Origin of the sequence: Xenophilus sp. (assembly GCF_044462705.1) — a bacterium.
Lineage (GTDB): Bacteria > Pseudomonadota > Gammaproteobacteria > Burkholderiales > Burkholderiaceae_C > Xenophilus > Xenophilus azovorans.
Window position 1 is genome coordinate 14002 of sequence record NZ_JBIQNC010000034.1, and the last position, 16403, is coordinate 30404.

The window sequence follows — 16403 nt, forward strand, 5'->3', positions numbered from 1 at the left end:
TTAATTAAACACGTTCATTTAAATATCGGTGTTTTCCCTTGGGCGCCCTTTCGGCGTCGCAAGCCCACTGTCCGATCAGCGCGCTCACCACGGTCTCGACCATCGTGGCGGTCGCCGACCAGGGCATGCTCGGCGTGACGCGCGGGAACGCGATCACTCCGTGCGTGGCCGCGATCAGCGAGTCCATGGCCAGCGTCGTGTCGATGGGCCGGCGCGGCAGCGAGGCGAGGAAGTCGTCGACGACCTGCCGGTAGAGCGCGAGCGAACGCACGACGCTCGACGAGCGCCCGAAGGGCAGCCCCTCGGGTGTGTGCAGCGCCGCGCGCTCGCGCGAGCCGGCGAACAGCACGTCGAAGTGATCGGGATGCGCGAGCCAGTAGCGCGCCGCCTCGAGAAACACCGCGCGCACGCGCCGCGCCGGGTTGGCCGTGGCCTGAGCGCAGGCCTCCATGGCGTCGGTGGCCGCGTTCATGTCGAACTCGCGGATGGCGACGAGCAGCGCCCGCCGGTCGGGAAAGTACTGGTAGATCGATCCCGGCGAGTAGCCGGCGCGGGCCGCGATGTGGCGCATCGACATCGCACCCGCGCCCTGCTCGACCAGGATGCGGCGACCCGCGTCGATGAAGGCCTGGCGCACCCGCCGCCTGTCGACCGCGGAATACGCCTTGCGGCCGGTCACACGATGTGCCGGCGCAGGCGCTCGACCACGGCGGCGATGTCGAGCGCGTCTGGCAGATGGGCTTCATAGCGCCCGCCCGGCGCCATCAGGTAGGCGAAGGCCGTGTGCGGAACCACGTAGCCGCCGGGTGCGCCGGCATCCGGCACCGGTTCCGCGAACACGCGGAATGCCTTCTTGGCGGCCTCGACCTGCGCGGGCGTCCCGGTGAGCCCGATGAAGCCGCCGGGCTGGCGCGCGACATAGGCACGCATGGTCGACGGGTCGTCGCGCTGCGGATCGACGGTGACGTACAGGGGCTGGATTCGATCGGCCAGCGGCCCGAGGCGCTCGAGGGCGGCGCTCAGCTTGCCGAGTTCGCGCGGGCAGACCACGGCGCAATGCGTGAAGCCGAAGAAGACCAGCAGGTAGCGATCGCCGAAGCTGCGCTCGTTGACGGCGCGGCCGTGGTGGTCGACCAGATCGAAACGGCCATCGATGGGCACCGGACGGGCCTCCGGTACCTGGACAGCTTGGGCGGCCATTGCGCCGCCGCAGCAGGCGCGCACCGGCGCCGGGGAGGTCTGTGTCGTCATGCGCGCATATTAATTACACATGTTCATTTATGAACCGGGTTTTCCCGTGCCCGGCCCTATACTTTTGGCCCACCGCTCTGCGCGGAAGAACCCCAGCCCCAGAGTACGCCACCCCATGTCATTCCGCCCGTCCAAACCCGAGGTCCTCAGCCGTGCGCGAACTCCCGAGGACAAGGCCAAGGTCCGGGAGGCCTTCATCGCCGCGGGTCGCAAGCTGTTCGCCGACGAGGAACCGTCGACCGTCTCCCTGCGGCGCATCGCCGCGGCCGCCGGCTACGCGCCGGGCTCCATCTACCAGTACTTCCAGGACCAGCAGGACCTGTTCTTCCACATCCGCGCGCACGACATGCAGGCCTCCACCGAGCAGCTGCGCGAGCTGATCGCGCGCGTGCGCAGTCCGCAGCGGCGGGTCCTCAAGCTCTTCATCGGCACGGCCGACTACTGGCTCGAGCACATGGAGGAATTCCTGGTGATCTTTCCCGCGCCCAGCGTGGGCCGGGCGCCGGCGATCGGCAGTGCCGGCGTGCCCTTCGGCCGGTCGCCCGTGGTGCAGGACAGCCTCAAGCTCTACTACGACACGGTGGACGAGTTCTTCCAGACCCTGGCGCGTCCACCCATGAATGCGCGACTGGCCACCGACATCCTGATCGCGGCGGTGCACGGCACGATCGTCTTTCCCTGCATGACACGGACCATGGACTGGTCCGACACGCGTCTCATGGTCAAGCACCTGGTCACGAGCATGGTGGACGGCTGGAGCAAGAGCGGCCCAGCCGCCTAACATGCCGCCGGCGTCGCCGTACCGGCCGCCGGAGCGTCATGCAGTTTGATCGGCCCGGTCATGCCGCGCGCCGCCCCCGCTTCGTATGCTCGGACCATTGAAAGAGAGACAAGGTCCGAGCCGTCCCGGGTGGCAAGGGCCGCACGGAGACCGCCTTGCCATCGAACGAACCTGTCCTTGACGACCTGGCGCAATTCGCCGTCAAGACTCCCGCGCGGCCTGCCGCCATTCTGGCCGAGACCGGCGAAACGCTCGGCTACCAGGCACTGCACGAACGCTCGGCGCGGCTCGCGCAATTCTTCGCCGCGCGCCTCACGGTCGGTGAAGTGATTGCGATCCTGCTGGGCAACCGGCTCGAGTACTTCGAGGTCGCCTTCGCCGCGCGCCGCGCCGGCCTCTACTACGTCCCGATCAGCACACACCTCACGCGCGGCGAGATCGAATACATCCTGCAGGACTCCGATGCACGTGTCCTCGTGACGGAGACGGCACTCTTTCCCTGGCCCGATCACTCGCCCCGGCCAGCCCGGCTCGACGACGTGCTCTGCATCGATGCCGACGTCCCCGTCGCCGGTGCTGCGAGCTACCGCGCGCTCGTCGAGCGCGACGGCCCGGTCCCGCCCCTGCCCGACAGGCCCATGGGACTGGACTTTGCCTACTCCTCGGGAACCACCGGCAGGCCCAAGGGCATCAAGCACAGGCTCGAGGACCGGCAATTGCGCAAGGCCCTGGCGGGTGACTGGCTCTCATTCTTCTCCTTCGACTCGGACAGCGTCTATCTCTCGCCCGCACCGCTCTACCACGCGGCGCCTCTGCGCTTTAGCATGCGCTGCGTCGCACTCGGCGGCACGGTGGTGCTGATGCGCCGCTTCGACGCGGAAGGTGCGCTCGAGGCGATCGCGCGCTGGCGCGTCACCCATTCGCAGTGGGTGCCAACCATGTTCATCCGCCTGCTCACGCTGCCTGCCGAGCGCCGCACGGCCCATGATCTGTCGAGCCACCGGCTGGCGCTGCATGCTGCGGCGCCTTGCCCCATCCAGGTCAAGCGCCGCATGATCGACTGGTGGGGCCCGATAGTCTGGGAGTACTACACCGGCTCGGAGCGCGCCGGCGCCACTGCGATCTCGGCACCCGAGTGGCTGGCACGCCCGGGTTCGGTGGGCCGCGCAAAGCAGGGCGTGCTGCACATCGTCGGCGACGACGGCAACGAGTGCCCGCCGATGGTCGATGGCCTTGTCTGCTTCGAGGGCGGCCCCACCTTCGCGTACCACAACGATCCGGTGAAGACCGCCGAAGCCCACACGCCGCAGGGCTGGGGCACCTTCGGCGACATCGGGCACGTGGATGCGCAGGGCTACCTCTTCCTCACCGACCGCCGTGCCAACATGATCATCTCCGGCGGCGTGAACATCTACCCGCAGGAGGCGGAGAACCTGCTGCAGGACCACCCGCTGGTCCACGAGGTAGCCGTGATCGGCGTGTCGCACCCCGAGTTCGGCGAAGAGGTGAAGGCCGTCGTCGAACTGAATGACCCAGCGCTCGCCAACGCGTCGACCGCGCAGCAGCTCATCGACCATTGCCGCGCCCATCTCTCGGCCATCAAGTGTCCACGCAGCGTGGACTTCGCGACCGACCTGCCGCGCACCGAGACCGGCAAGCTGCTCAAGCGCGCCGTCCGCGACCGCTACCGCGCACTCGCGACGCCCGCTTCCAAACCGTGACGGAAACCCGACCATGACAATCGACATCGGACGCAGACACTGGACGATAGCCATGCTGGTATCGCTGGCCGTTCTGCCCAAAGCCGCCAGGGCGCAGCAAGAGACCAAACCGCTGACGTTGCTCGTGCCCTACGCAGGCGGCGGCGCGGCCGACCCGGTCGTGCGTCCGCTCGCGCAGCGCCTGCAGGAGGTGCTCTCGCGCACCGTACTGGTCGACAACAGAGCCGGCGCCAACGGACTCATCGGCACGCAATACCTGCTGCGCCAACCGCCCGATGGCTTGACAGTGCTGTTCCACATCACGAGCCTGATCCAGAACATCGCGCTGTCGCGCGGCAAGCCGCCCTACGACTTCGTGAAGGACATTGAGCCGCTGGTGCTGCTGGGTCGCCAGGCAGTAGTCCTGGCGGTGCCCTCCTCGAGCCCTTACCAGAGCCTGGCCGAACTCGCGCGTGCGGCCAAGGCCAACCCCGGCAACTTCTCGTTCGGCTCCTACGGCGCAGGCTCGACCTCGCACATCTATGGCGAGCAGCTGCGTGCGGCCTGGAACATCGAGATGCCGCACGTGGCCTTCCGCGGCACCGGCCCTCTGCTGCAGGACATGCTGGGCGGGCGCGTGCCGATGGCCTTCGTCTCGGCCGCCACCGCGATCGAGCGGCAGGGCGACAAGGGACTGCGTTCGATCGCGGTGGCGCACGGCAGAAGGCTGACCGCACTGCCGCAGGTGCCCACGCTGTCCGAGCTCGGGTACGCCGGCTTCGACCACACCGGCTGGTGGGGCCTGTTCCTGCGCGCGGGAACGCCGGCGCCGTTGGCCGACCGGTTGCGAAGCGCCATCCGCGCCATCCTGCAGGAGCCCGACATGATCGGCCGGCTACAGCTGGCCGGCCTGGAGCCCAGCAGCGAGACGCCCGAGCAGATCACGGCCGCGATGCAGAACGAGTACCGCCACTGGGAGGCGCTGAGCCGACGCTTCAACATCACGGCGGAATGACGCCGCTGCTCGTGCGGGAGGCGCGACAATGCGAAACGCATGCCCGCGCCTTCCCCGCACAAGCCCGCCTTATGACCGCCGTCTCCGGCCCTCTGCCGAGCGCCACGCCGCCGCCGATCGCCGGCTGGTTCGTCCAGTTGTTCTTGCGTAGCGCGAACTTGCCGCCGGAGCGGGCCCACGCGGTGCTGCGCCGGTCCGGCATCGATCCGCGGCAACTGAACGCGAGCGGGCTGCGCGTCACCGAGCAGGCATTCACCCGCTTTCTGATCCTGCTGGCACGGCGCGCGCGCGACGAAGCCTGGGGCATTGCCTCGCGGCCGATTCCGCCGGGCACCTTCCACACCCTGTGCCGGCTGATCGTCAATTGCCGCACGCTCGGTGAGGCGCTGGCTGTCATCGGCCGCTTCTATGCGCTGGTGGTCGACGACTTTTCGCTCAAGCTGCGCCGCGAGGGCGGCGAGGCCGTCGTCTGGCTCAAGCCCTTGCGCAAGCTCTCGCCCGAGCGGCGCGTGAGCCTGCATGGCGCGACCATTTTCCTGCTCTACCAGTTCATGTGCTGGCTGGTCGACCGACGCATCCCGCTGACCGCAGTGGAGTTCTCGTATCCGCGCCGGCCGACCAGCGCCGAGACGCTGCGCACCTACGACACGCGCGAGATCCGCTTCGAGCAGCCGTTCACCGGCCTGCGGCTCGAAAGCCATCTCGCCTCACTGCCGATCATCGGCGGCGAGGAGCGCCTGATCCGCTTTCTCTCCGAGGCGCCTCGCACGCTCATCACCCGCTACTACGACCAGAGCCGCGCGAGCGACCGTGTTAAGTCCATCCTGCGCGCGCAGGTGGGCTCGCCGCTGAGCCTGGACGACGTGGCGGCCCGCCTGCACATGACACCGGTGACCCTGCGGCGGCACCTGATCGACGAGGGCTGCGGCTTCTCGGAACTGCGCGACGACGTGCGACGCCGCGCGGCGCTCGACATGGTGCGCCAGGGCCATGTGAAGCTCGAGACCATCGCGCTGCGACTCGGCTTCGCCGAGTACAGCACCTTCCACCGCGCTTTTCGCCGCTGGACGGGCACAGGCCCCACCGAGTACCGGGCCAATCCGCCCGCATCCTGAGGCCGGCCTTCAGCTTCCGAGGTCCGCGGGTCGCGCCCAGTCCGCCAGCCATTGCGCATCGGCCATCACAGGCATCGCGGGCCGCGGCACCGCCGGCGAATGGCTGAAACGCGGCGCCGGCGCCGGCTGCAGTTCCCCCTCGAGTTCGACGAAGGTGCCCCGCGCCACGAGGTGCGGATCGCGCGTGCTCTCGGCGAGAGAGTGGACGGGCGCCACGCAGGCATCGCTTCCTTCGAACAGCGCCTCCCAATGCCGGCGGGGCTCGCCCGCGAAGAGCTGTTCCAGCGCGCGCGCCTGTTCGGGCCAGCGTGCGCGATCACTCTGTGCGAACGCCTTGAGGTCCAGGCCCAACCGCGCACAGAACTCGGCATGGAACTGCGGTTCGATCGCACCCACCGCCAGATGAAGTCCGTCCGCGCATCGGTAGCTGCGGTAGTACGGTGCCGCACCATCGAGCGTGTTGGACTGCCGCTCGTCCCGCCAGCGCGACGCGGCCCGCAGGCCATGGATCAGCGACAGCAGAGAGACACAGCCGTCGCAGATCGCGGCATCGACCACCTGGCCGCGCCCGCTGCGCATCGCCTCGTGCAGCGCCGCGAGCACGCCCACGGCCAGGTAGAGCGCGCCGCCGCCATAGTCGCCGACGATGTTCAGCGGCACGATCGGGCCCTCGGCGGGACCGATGGGATGCAGGCCGCCCGCGACCGCGAGGTAGTCGATGTCATGGCCTGCCTGCCGGCTGCGCGGACCCTCCTGCCCCCAGCCGGTCATGCGGCCGAACACCAGCGCCGGCCGCAGCGCAACCAGTTCCGCCGGGCCGAGTCCCAGCCTCTCCATCACGCCGGGCCGGAATCCCTCGATCGCCACATCGGCATGGCGCAGCAATTCGCGCGCCGTCGCGAGGCCTTCGGTCGAGCGCAGGTCGAGCGCGAGGCGCTCCCGCCCGCGCATGGTCGCGCCGCGCTCCATCTCCATCGCCCCGGGGCGCTCGATGCGGACCACCCGCGCCCCCATGTCGGCGAGCAGCATGGCGCTGAAGGAGACCGGCCCCAGGCCCGCGAATTCGACGACCCGCACGCCCCGCAGCGGACCGGTGGGCTGCGGAGGCGCGTGCTTCGACGTGTCGTTCATCACGCCATGGTGCCTTCGGGCTCACGCCGCCGCGATGACCGCCGTGCTCGTTCTCCATGACCATGGCGCGCCGCGCCATGCGGCTTGCTCGGAGGGGTCATGGCGCCGGGGCGGCCGGCCTTTCATCATGGCGCCAACTGCAGGAGCCGAAATTGAAAGCATGGGTGAGTCATCGCCCCGGGGGGCCGGAGACGCTGGTGTGGCAGGAGTTGCCGGATCCGGTGCCCGCCGACGGCGAGGTGCTCGTGAAGATCTCCGCGGTGGGCGTCAACTACCCCGACGGCCTGCTGATCCGCGACCTCTACCAGGTCAAGCCCGAGCGGCCCTTCATTCCCGGCAGCGAGTTCTGCGGCGTGGTGGAGCAGGCGGGCCGCGGCGTATCGGGCCTGCGCGAGGGCGACCTCGTCATCGGCCGCTGCGGCTGGGGCGCCATGGCCGATCGCATCGCCGTGGCCGAGCAGCGCTGCGTGCGCGTTCCAGCCGATACCCCGCGCACGCAGGCGGCGGCCTTCATGTTCGCCTATGCCACCGCCTACCACGCCCTGTGCGACGCCGCTCAATTGCGCGCAAAGCAGACGGCGCTTGTGCTCGGTGCCGCGGGCGGCGTCGGATCGGCCGCGGTCGAGGTCGCGCGCGCGCTGGGAGCCCGCGTGGTGGCCGCCGTGTCGTCACCCTCCAAGCTGGCTTTCGCGATGGCGCGCGGGGCCTCGGACGGCCTGGTCTACGAAGAGCAGGTCGAGGACCGGAAAGCGCAGCAGGCACTCGCGAGGCGCATCAAGGATGCGGTGGGCGGCGACGGTTGCGACGTGGTGTTCGACCCGGTCGGTGGCGGCTACAGCGAACCGGCATTGCGCAGCCTGCGCCGGGGCGGCCGCCATTTGGTGGTGGGATTCACAGCCGGCATACCGAGCGTTCCCCTCAACCTGGCGCTGCTCAAGAGCCGCCACATCGTCGGTGTCGACTGGCGCAGCTTCGTGCAGGAAGACCCCAAGCTCAACGACCGCAACATGCAATCGCTGCTCGCGATGTGGCGCGAGGGCCTGCTGCAGCCGGAAGTGACCGAGACTTTCAGCATGGCCGACGCGCCCTCGGCCATCGCTCGACTCGATGCGCGAGGTGCACTCGGGAAGATCGTCGTTGTCGCATGAGGACGGTGGCCGCCTGGGCCGCCGTCCCCTGCCTCAGTTCAGCTCGCCCGAAAGAATCTCCCGAGCCATCACGATCTTCATGATCTCGGTCGAACCCTCCATCTGCTTGCACATGCGCAGCAGGTTGTGGAAGTCGAAGAACGGGTAGTCCTCGATCGCGAGGCCGCGGCCGCCCAACACCTGCATCGAGCGGTCGATCACGCGCAGGCCCGCATCCACGCAGTAGGCCTTCACCATGGCCGCCTGCAGCCGCGAGGCCGAGTAGCCGCCGCGCGCGACCATCCATGCCGCGTAGTAGGTGTTGAGGCGGATGGATTCGATGTCGTACTGGTTGTCGGTCAGCATCCATTGGATCGCCTGGTTGTCGCCGAGTGCCTTGCCGAACACCTTGCGCTCACGCGCGTACTCGACGGCGAGCTCCTGGCTGCGCTCGGCCATGCCGAGCGAAGTGCCGCCCAGCCGAAGGCGGAAGCGGTTGAACTGGTGCTGGGCGATGGAGAAGCCCTCGCCCTCCGCGCCCAGCAGGTTCTCGGCGGGCACGATGACGTTCTCGAGCCGCACCTCCTGCTCCGTGCCCCACTGCCGCGCGATCACGGGGATGTCGCGCGATTTCGTGAATCCCGGCGTGTCGTTGTCGACCAGGAAGACGCTGATGCCCTTCGGTCCCTTGCTCGGGTCGGTGACGGCCGCGACCGCCGTGTACGACGCGAAGTGATGGCCGGTGCGCCACATCTTCGTGCCATTGAGCACCCAGTGGTCGCTCTTTCGCACAGCCGTCGTGCGGATGCCTGCGAGGTCCGAGCCTGCTTCGGGTTCGGTGAAGCACATCGACCAGCCCGTCTTTCCCTCAAGCACCGGATAGAGGTACTTCTCGCGGATCTTCTCTGGCGCCTTGTAGAGCACCGGCCACGGCGCGAACGGCCCGCCGGGCATGCGGCGCGGCGACTTGGAGAACTCGGCCAGCACGATCACGTCCTCCATCGGCCCCAGGCCCTGCCCGCCGAATTCCTTGGGCACGATCAGCTTGGCGAGGCCGTACTCGGCCAGCTTGGCCTTCAGGTGCGCATTGAGTTCGGGGCTGTAGTCGGAGTTGGCAACTGGCCACTCACGGTAGAACGGGAGGACTTCTCTATGGACGAAGGTGCGCGCGCGTTGCTGCAGGTCAAGTTGATCAGGAGAGAGTTCGAAATCCATGGGTGTGCTTCTCGCGGTTCGGACATGCACCGCTTTGGCATGTCAACACTGTTCGATTGAAGCTGGGCGCCCACGCGGCCGCCATGGCGCCTGCGTTCAAATCACATGGCACAAGCGAGCGCCCCCACATGTCCTCGCGGCAAGCAACTCTCGAAGCGCAGGCAGGCCATCTACAGCAGTTGCAGCGTGACCTTGAGGCAGTTCGATCCAGCTGCTCGCTTGCGGGTCGAGCTTCTTGCGGACGGCAACCTCAGGCTACGGGCATCGCCTATGCGCCTACCAGGCCATGTGGGTACCGTGCATCGCGCGATACCGGCATGGGATTGATCCTGCTGAACAACATCGCCGTCGCGATCGAAGCCATGAAGGAGCGCCACGGTCCCGGCAGGGTCGCGGTGATCGACTGGGGCATGCACCACGGCAACGGATGCGATCGGCCCGTCGACCGCGATGCGCGGCCGCACCGACGCGGCAACGCCCGCCCGAGCGGCGTCCATAAGGCTTTCCCTATTGGCGCAAAACTTGCTCGCACGCATACTGTTTCAGCATTCGAGGGATGACATGCGCGCGCACTCCTTCAGAACTTCCGACGTACCTCGCCTCGAGCGGCGGCGCCATTGGGAAGCATCCTTGAGTCCCTATTTCGGCCGGCTGCATCGAGACACCGGAGGTGGCGACAGTCTCGATGCGCACCTCGATGTCTACGACATGGGCGGCATCGCCGCGATCCGCATGGAAATCTCGCGCTCGCGCGTGACGCGCCTGGCGCGCGATGCAATCGACAAGGGCGGAGACTACTTCAAGCTCTCGATGCAGCTCAGGGGCTGCGCCGATGTGACGGTCGACGGTGAAACCGTACGCCTCGACGCCGGCGACTGGATCGCACTCGATCAACGCCGGCCCTATACCTGGGAATCGCCGGCCGACTCGAAGCTCTTCGGTCTTCAAATTCCCCGCGCACGGCTCACGGGAATGAAATTGCCGGCCATGCTCAGCTCGCAGAGCACCGAGCCGGAGACAGGCGGCATGAAGAGCGTCCTGAGCGGATATCTGCGCACACTGGAAGCGCAGATCGGAAGGATTGCAGAGCAAGCAGCCATCCTGTTGGCGGATACCTCCCTCGGACTGGTCGCCGCGATGCTGGAAGACGAGCGCCGCGTCCCCGCGAGAGCCGAAGACTCTCTCGCCGGCCTGCGTCTGCGGGCTGAAAAATTCGTTCGCGCACGAGCCTGCGATCCGGAGTTCACCGTGGACGAACTCGCCAAGGCACTCCATTGCTCGCGCCGCTACCTCTACAAGGCCTTCTCGGGCGAGATGCTGAGTCCGGAGAAGATGATCTGGCAGCTTCGGCTCGAGCGCAGTTGCCAGGCCCTGCTCGCCCCCAAGAATGCGGCCCGATCGATCGGGTCGATCGCTTTCGATCACGGCTTCAACAGCGATGCGCATTTCATACGTGCCTTCAAGGCTCGCTATGGCATGCCGCCGGCACGGTACCGGCAGCACTTCAGCGCGCAGCCGTGAGTGGCGGCCTGACTTCAACGCACCGGCGACTCGTAGGCAATCCGGCCGTCGACCATGGTCAGTTGGCTCTCGATGCCAGGGAGACGTTCGGCGGGAACGCTGAAGATGTCGGCCGAGAGCACGGCCAGATCGGCAAGGTAGCCGGGCGCAAGCCGGCCCTTTTCCGCCTGCAGGCCTTCGGCCACGGCGCTGCCCCAGGTGTAGGCCGCCACGGCGGTCTCGCGATCGACGGCTTCCTCCGGGTTCGCCGGATGCGTGGTCGCGGCCCAAATGCCGAGGAAGGGGTTGAGGGGTCCGTCCGATCCGATGGCCACGTCCATCCCGTTCGCAAACAGTGAACCGAAAGACGCGTAGCGCGTGCCCGTGCCGAAACGGCTCGCATACTGTCCGGCCAGCACGAAGTGGGAGGGGTTCTGCACCACCAGCACGCCCAGCCTCCGCGCCCGGGCCATCTGCACGTCGGTGAACCCGTCTCCATGCTCCAGGCGAAAGCCGCTCTGCTTCCAGTCGACCGGCGGCTCGAAGGCCTCGAGGCAGCACAGTACGCTCTCGATGGTCGCGGTGCCGATGGCATGCAGGAGCAGGTGCTCGCCCGAGCGCAAGCTTTCGGCGAGCATCTGCATGATCTCGGCCCGGGAGAAGTTCTCACGGCCTGTCTGCCAAGGCGCATCCGCATAGCCACGCCCGAGCGCCGCGCCGCGCTCGACCCAGGTACCGTCGAGGATCCACTTCGTGCCTTCCACCGTCACCAGCGGGCTCGCGGGCGCACCGACATCGATGTCCTCGTGCACCAGGCGGCCGGCCGGCCCCGAAGGCGGGAAGCGAATGACGCGGACACGGATCGGCAATGCGGCCGCATCGAGCATCTGTACATAGCGCCGTACTGGCGTCCATGACATGTTCTGCAGCGTGGTGATACCTAGGCGAAGGCACTCGGCGCCGAGCGTGCGCAGGCTTGCGGCACCCTCCTCCACGCTGGCCATCGATGCGAAGCAACGCTGCGGCGCCCACTGGGCGTATTCGTGGATGCGCCCGTTCAGGCGTCCGTACGGCGGCACGCGCTCGAACCAGCCGCCGACCGGATCCGGCGCACGGTCGTCGATGCCGAGTCGGCGCATGGCCTCGGTATTGACCACGTTCGTGTGGTTCGTGATACCCAGCAGGATGACTGGGTGTTTCGGGGCGATCCTGTCGAGCACGGTACGCGTTGCGTCGCGCGCGTTGGTGACGGCCTCGCTCATCGTTCCGAAGATCCAGGTGCCCGGCGGCGCAGCAGCGCAGGCCTCTGCGATGCGCGCGTGCGCCTCGTCCCAACTCGACGAATGGTCGATGGGCAGCCGCACACCCGTGGGGTCGGGCGTGTGGTGCATGTGTGCGTCGTTGAAGCCCGGTATCACCGTACGGCCGGCCAGTTCCACCACGCGCGCACCGGGGCGCACCTGCATGGCCAGTGCTTCTCCGGTTCCGGCCGCAACGATCCGCCGTCCCCGCACCAGCAGCGCATCGCACCATGGCTGATCCGGATCGTTGGTGAAGATGCGACCCCCGCGCAACAGGATCTCATCGTCTTCGGACGATTCGCAGGCTGCAGCGTGACGCGAGGGCGACGGCGGGACACCGGGAGAAGCATCTGCCGGGGCAGCAATGCCTTCGCCGTCCTGCTGCAGCCAGCGCACGAGGGACACAACGGCGGCAGGAGCCCCGTCGGACAGCGCGGCATCATCCGCCTGCTTGCTCATCGCATGCCATGCGTCTGCAGCACAAGTCCAGTCCAGCGGGCGCGTGAGGCGGCGTGGGCGGCGCCAGTCGCCATCCGGGGCAATGCGATGCCGATCGGATTCCACGACGCGCGAAAGGAAGTTCTCGCGCGACGCCGTACACAAGCAGGCCGGAGACAAACGCTTCGCGCCATCGGCCGCACGGTCGATCGCGGGCGCCGCCGATGCGCGCGGGGGGGCAATCAGGTCAGAGAACCGGATACCGGCTGGTGAATGCATCGGCGGATTGTCAGAGCGCCTGCCTCGTGACATTGACTGTTCACGCATCAGGGGTTGATCGAGGGTGCATGGGTCGGCCGCTCGGCGCTCGCGGACTCCACGGTCAATGCGGGGTGCACCGTCGGTCAACTCGGCGTGCAGAGAGCTGCCTATCTTCCGCTGCACCGCATCCACAGCATCCATCGAAGGCGATTTCATGGCCGACAAACACATCTTCATCGAACATTGGACATTCAAGCACACGTGGCATGAGCTGACGCCACGGGCACGCCAGGACTATGCGGACCAGATCAGGCTGGCGAGCGCCGGGGGACACCCCAGCGGCGTTCGCGTGATCGCATGGGGCCTGGTTGACCGGCATGCGCCGCAGAGCATCGCTCACGACTTCTGGGCCGTGTGGCAGGCCGACAGCGCCGAGGCTGTTCGCGCCTTCATGGCCGGTGTCGAAGCTTCGGGCTGGTACCGATATTTCGAACAAGCCAACACCGTGGGCCGCTGTTCCTCTGCGAGTGAAGTGCTTAGCGCCATGGTGGCGCTGGCCGACAAGGAGGGCTGAAGCATGCAAAGCACATTGCCAGCCGATGGGCTGACCATGGCGGCCGGGGATGAAGACGAGGAAAGCGTTTTCGGCAAGATCACGCGGCGCATCATCCCGATCCTGTTCCTGTGCCTCGTGCTGAACTTCGTCGATCGCATCAACATCGGCTTTGCGCAATTGCAGATGAAGCATGCGCTGGGATTCAGCGACGCCGTGTACGGGCTGGGCGCCGGCATCTTCTTCATCGGCTACTTTTTCTTCGAGGTGCCGAGCAACCTGATCCTGCAGCGCATCGGAGCGCGCAAGACCATCCTGCGGATCATGTTCTGCTGGGGCATTGTGTCGGCCAGCACGATGTTCGTACAGACGCCCATGCAGTTCTACGTGGTGCGCTTCCTGCTCGGTGCCTTCGAAGCCGGCCTGCTGCCGGGCATCCTGCTGTACCTGACTTTCTGGTTCCCGAAGGCGCGCCGCGCCAAGGTGATCGGCCTTTTCATGGCTGCGACCTCCGTCGGCGGCATCATCACCGGCCCAGTCTCGGGCTGGATCCTGCACAACATGGGAGGAGTCGGCGGGCTCGATGGATGGCAATGGCTGTTCTTGATCGAGGGATTGCCGTCGTCGATCATGGGTGTCTTCACCTACTTCTATCTCGACGACGATGTGAAGTCCGCACGCTGGCTGTCTCAACGTGAGAAGCGCACGGTGGTCGACGTGCTGGCACGCGACGAAGCCGATGAAGACCGGGCAGCGCCGTCGGTGTGGGCTGCCTTCAAGGACCTGAAGGTCTGGCTGTTCTCTCTGGTGTACATGATGGTGCTGTCCGGCGCGAACGTCACCAGTCTGTGGACTCCGAGCCTGATCAAGGGTATGGGGATCTCGAACACGGTACACATCGGGCTGCTTTCGACGCTGCCGTACATAGCCGGCGGCCTCGGCATGATCTTCTACGGCAGGCGGTCCGACCGCCGCGGCGAGCGGCGCTGGCACTTCGCGGTGGCCGTGATGGCCGGTGCAGTTTGTCTCGCGTTGGCGCAGACGCCTGCCATGCCACTCGCCTTTTCAATGCTGTTCCTCTCTCTGGCCGTGGGTGGAAACGTTGCAGGCCTGCCGGTGTTCTGGGCGGCCGCCACCAGCCACCTGTCGCGCCAGACGGCCGCCGCGGGGATCGCCATCATCAGCAGCGTAGGCAATCTCTCCGGGATACTCGCGCCGGCCGGCGTGGGCGCCCTTGCCACCGCCACCGGCAAACTGAGCTACGGCATGTTCGCCTGCGCAACGGTGGTGGCTGCGAGCGGCATCGTCTTACTACTGACGGTTCCCGAGCAGCACCGCCACTCATCGAAGTCAGATTGAGGGGCGTCGGATGAGAACCGCCTTCCTTCATGACGAACGCACGCTCTGGCATGAGCCGGCCCACAACTACGTATCGACCATGCGTGCCGGCGGGTGGGTCCAGCCGTCGGCTGTCGAGGGCTTCATCGATTCGCCCGAATCCAAGCGACGCATCAAGGCACTGATGGACGTCTCCGGCTTGACAAGTCGCCTGACTGTCACGAGCGCACAAGCGGCTGACGAAGAAGACCTGTCCCGGGTCCATTCCAGGAGCTACCTCGCGCGCTTCAAGGCCGGCAGCGACGCAGGCGGCGGCGAGTTGGGCCCGCTCGCGCCGTACGGGCCGGGCGGCTACGAGATCGCCGCGCTCTCGGCCGGACTGGCCACTACGGCGATGGATTCGGTCGTTTCCGGGAACTTCGACAACGCCTATGCGCTTACCAGGCCATGCGGGCACCATGCATCGCGCGATACCGGCATGGGATTCAGCCTGCTGAACAACATCGCTATCGGGATCGAAGCCATGAAGGAACGCCGCGGTCTCGGCAAGGTCGCAGTGATCGACTGGGACGTGCACCACGGCAACGGAACGCAGCAGATCTTCTACGCCCGCAACGATGTGCTTACCGTTTCGCTGCATCAGGAAAACTGCTATCCGCCAGGCTCGGGCGCCTTCGCCGAGCGAGGCGAGAATCAGGGTCTCGATCACAACCTCAACGTCCCTCTGCTGCCGGGCGGCGGCCATGCGGCCTACTTGTACGCCCTCCAGCGGCTGGTGTTTCCCGCCGTCGAGCGCTTTCAGCCGGAACTCATCGTGGTCGCCAGCGGACTTGATGCGAACTGCATGGATCCACTGGCCCGCATGCAGCTCTATCCAGAGTCATTCCGGCAGATGACCCTGCAAGTCCGGGAACTCGCTTCGGCCGTGTGCAAAGGGCGGCTGGCCATGGTGCATGAGGGCGGCTATTCGCAGGTATGCGTGCCATTCTGCGGCCTCGCGACGCTCGAGGCGCTTTCTGGTCATCGGACAGGTGTGCCTGACCCATTCATGCCCAAATTTGCTGGAAGGCAGCCCTCTTGTCGTTTCGAACGCCTTCAGAGAGAACTAATCGATGAAATGGCCGGTGCCTTTGATCTCTAGGCTGAATCGACATTCAGGGCGACGAACATGGGAGATGAGACGATACGGGCAGGAGGAAGCCAGCCTGAATGTCTCGCCCGATCCGCTACGAACTGACAGATCACCAATGGAAGCGTCTTCGCGACGGGGTTCGACGCCCTGACCGGTTCGCTGCTTCGCGTCGACTTCGAGGGAAAGAACGGGCAAAGACTGTCGGAGAAATGGGCTGCGGGCCCGCGCACGTACCTCGGCCTGATGACCAACGGTTTCCCGAACCTCTTCATGATGACCGGACCGGGAGCAGCCGGTGCGCAGCAGGTACAGCACCGCACAAAACACTTCGTACAGGTCCACCCGCCGCGGCGCGGTCTTCCTGCGTGCGCTTTCCAGCAACGGCCGCACAAGCTCGAACTGTTCGCGACTGACGTCGCTGGGGTAGCCTTTTCTCATCCCCGTGTCAAGCGCCATCCAGATCTGCCCCCCTGACGACATCGAGTTCTGACCCCCGGTTGATGATCAGTTCGTTGTCGCTTCGGTATTCGCGCTGGCCTGGTTAA

The 16403-nt window shown here is 66.8% G+C and carries 15 protein-coding genes and 1 pseudogene; 10 read left to right on the top strand and 6 right to left on the bottom strand.

The genetic code is table 11. The annotated features are described in order from the left end of the window. Nucleotides 1-4 precede the first annotated feature (4 nt). Nucleotides 5-679 (bottom strand): TetR/AcrR family transcriptional regulator, encoded by a 675-nt coding sequence (locus tag ACIY1X_RS08070; RefSeq protein WP_399679675.1) that lies wholly within the window; start codon nt 677-679, stop codon nt 5-7. Next, nucleotides 676-1200, bottom strand: coding sequence for an SCO family protein (locus ACIY1X_RS08075; protein ID WP_399679676.1), 525 nt, complete (start codon nt 1198-1200; stop codon nt 676-678). The genes ACIY1X_RS08070 and ACIY1X_RS08075 overlap by 4 nt, the downstream gene beginning before the upstream one ends. Nucleotides 1201-1366: 166 nt before the next feature. Here ACIY1X_RS08075 and ACIY1X_RS08080 point away from each other — a divergent pair, with 166 nt between their 5' ends. The 4 genes from ACIY1X_RS08080 to ACIY1X_RS08095 all read left to right on the top strand — a co-directional run bounded on the left by ACIY1X_RS08080 (nt 1367) and on the right by ACIY1X_RS08095 (nt 5862). Next, a complete protein-coding gene (locus ACIY1X_RS08080; RefSeq protein ID WP_038211757.1) occupies nt 1367-2032 on the top strand; it encodes a TetR/AcrR family transcriptional regulator in 666 nt (221 codons plus the stop codon). Between the two features lie 155 nt (nt 2033-2187). Further along, entirely contained in the window at nt 2188-3753 is a 1566-nt protein-coding gene (locus ACIY1X_RS08085) for an AMP-binding protein (RefSeq protein ID WP_399679677.1), read from the top strand. A 13-nt stretch (nt 3754-3766) separates the two neighbouring features. After that, nucleotides 3767-4747, top strand: a complete 981-nt coding sequence (locus ACIY1X_RS08090) for a Bug family tripartite tricarboxylate transporter substrate binding protein (protein WP_399679679.1) — start codon at nt 3767-3769, stop codon at nt 4745-4747. Continuing rightward, on the top strand, nt 4744-5862 hold the full coding sequence (locus ACIY1X_RS08095; protein WP_399679680.1) for an AraC family transcriptional regulator: 1119 nt from the start codon (nt 4744-4746) through the stop codon (nt 5860-5862). The genes ACIY1X_RS08090 and ACIY1X_RS08095 overlap by 4 nt, the downstream gene beginning before the upstream one ends. Nucleotides 5863-5871: 9 nt before the next feature. Here the strand turns inward: ACIY1X_RS08095 and ACIY1X_RS08100 are convergent, their stop codons facing one another. Next, entirely contained in the window at nt 5872-6993 is a 1122-nt protein-coding gene (locus ACIY1X_RS08100; protein WP_399679681.1) for a CaiB/BaiF CoA transferase family protein, read from the bottom strand. A gap of 56 nt (nt 6994-7049) precedes the next feature. Here ACIY1X_RS08100 and ACIY1X_RS08105 point away from each other — a divergent pair, with 56 nt between their 5' ends. Next, nucleotides 7050-8141: an NADPH:quinone oxidoreductase family protein gene (locus ACIY1X_RS08105; RefSeq protein ID WP_399679683.1), complete on the top strand. Its 1092-nt coding sequence runs from the start codon at nt 7050-7052 to the stop codon at nt 8139-8141. A 33-nt stretch (nt 8142-8174) separates the two neighbouring features. Here the strand turns inward: ACIY1X_RS08105 and ACIY1X_RS08110 are convergent, their stop codons facing one another. Continuing rightward, nucleotides 8175-9335: an acyl-CoA dehydrogenase family protein gene (locus tag ACIY1X_RS08110; protein WP_038211753.1), complete on the bottom strand. Its 1161-nt coding sequence runs from the start codon at nt 9333-9335 to the stop codon at nt 8175-8177. Nucleotides 9336-9463: 128 nt separating this feature from the next. Here ACIY1X_RS08110 and ACIY1X_RS08115 point away from each other — a divergent pair, with 128 nt between their 5' ends. Together ACIY1X_RS08115 and ACIY1X_RS08120 are read left to right on the top strand one after the other, a co-directional pair. Further along, a complete protein-coding gene (locus ACIY1X_RS08115; RefSeq protein ID WP_399679685.1) occupies nt 9464-9895 on the top strand; it encodes a hypothetical protein in 432 nt (143 codons plus the stop codon). Nucleotides 9896-9965: 70 nt separating this feature from the next. Next, nucleotides 9966-10856, top strand: a complete 891-nt coding sequence (locus ACIY1X_RS08120; protein ID WP_169748323.1) for a helix-turn-helix domain-containing protein — start codon at nt 9966-9968, stop codon at nt 10854-10856. A 14-nt stretch (nt 10857-10870) separates the two neighbouring features. On the opposite strand, the gene ACIY1X_RS08125 is transcribed toward ACIY1X_RS08120, so the two are convergent. Further along, a complete protein-coding gene (locus ACIY1X_RS08125) occupies nt 10871-12853 on the bottom strand; it encodes an amidohydrolase (protein ID WP_399679687.1) in 1983 nt (660 codons plus the stop codon). A 196-nt stretch (nt 12854-13049) separates the two neighbouring features. Here ACIY1X_RS08125 and ACIY1X_RS08130 point away from each other — a divergent pair, with 196 nt between their 5' ends. From ACIY1X_RS08130 to ACIY1X_RS08140, 3 genes are read left to right on the top strand one after another with little or no spacing between them, the layout of a single operon-like run. Then, nucleotides 13050-13409, top strand: coding sequence for a DUF6616 family protein (locus ACIY1X_RS08130; protein WP_038211751.1), 360 nt, complete (start codon nt 13050-13052; stop codon nt 13407-13409). Between the two features lie 3 nt (nt 13410-13412). Then, nucleotides 13413-14747: an MFS transporter gene (locus ACIY1X_RS08135; protein ID WP_399679688.1), complete on the top strand. Its 1335-nt coding sequence runs from the start codon at nt 13413-13415 to the stop codon at nt 14745-14747. A gap of 10 nt (nt 14748-14757) precedes the next feature. After that, entirely contained in the window at nt 14758-15867 is a 1110-nt protein-coding gene (locus tag ACIY1X_RS08140; protein WP_399679689.1) for a class II histone deacetylase, read from the top strand. Nucleotides 15868-16146: 279 nt separating this feature from the next. Here ACIY1X_RS08140 and ACIY1X_RS08145 read toward each other — a convergent pair. Continuing rightward, a pseudogene (locus ACIY1X_RS08145) lies at nt 16147-16296 on the bottom strand (IS5/IS1182 family transposase); the annotation flags it as partial. Nucleotides 16297-16403: the final 107 nt, after the last annotated feature.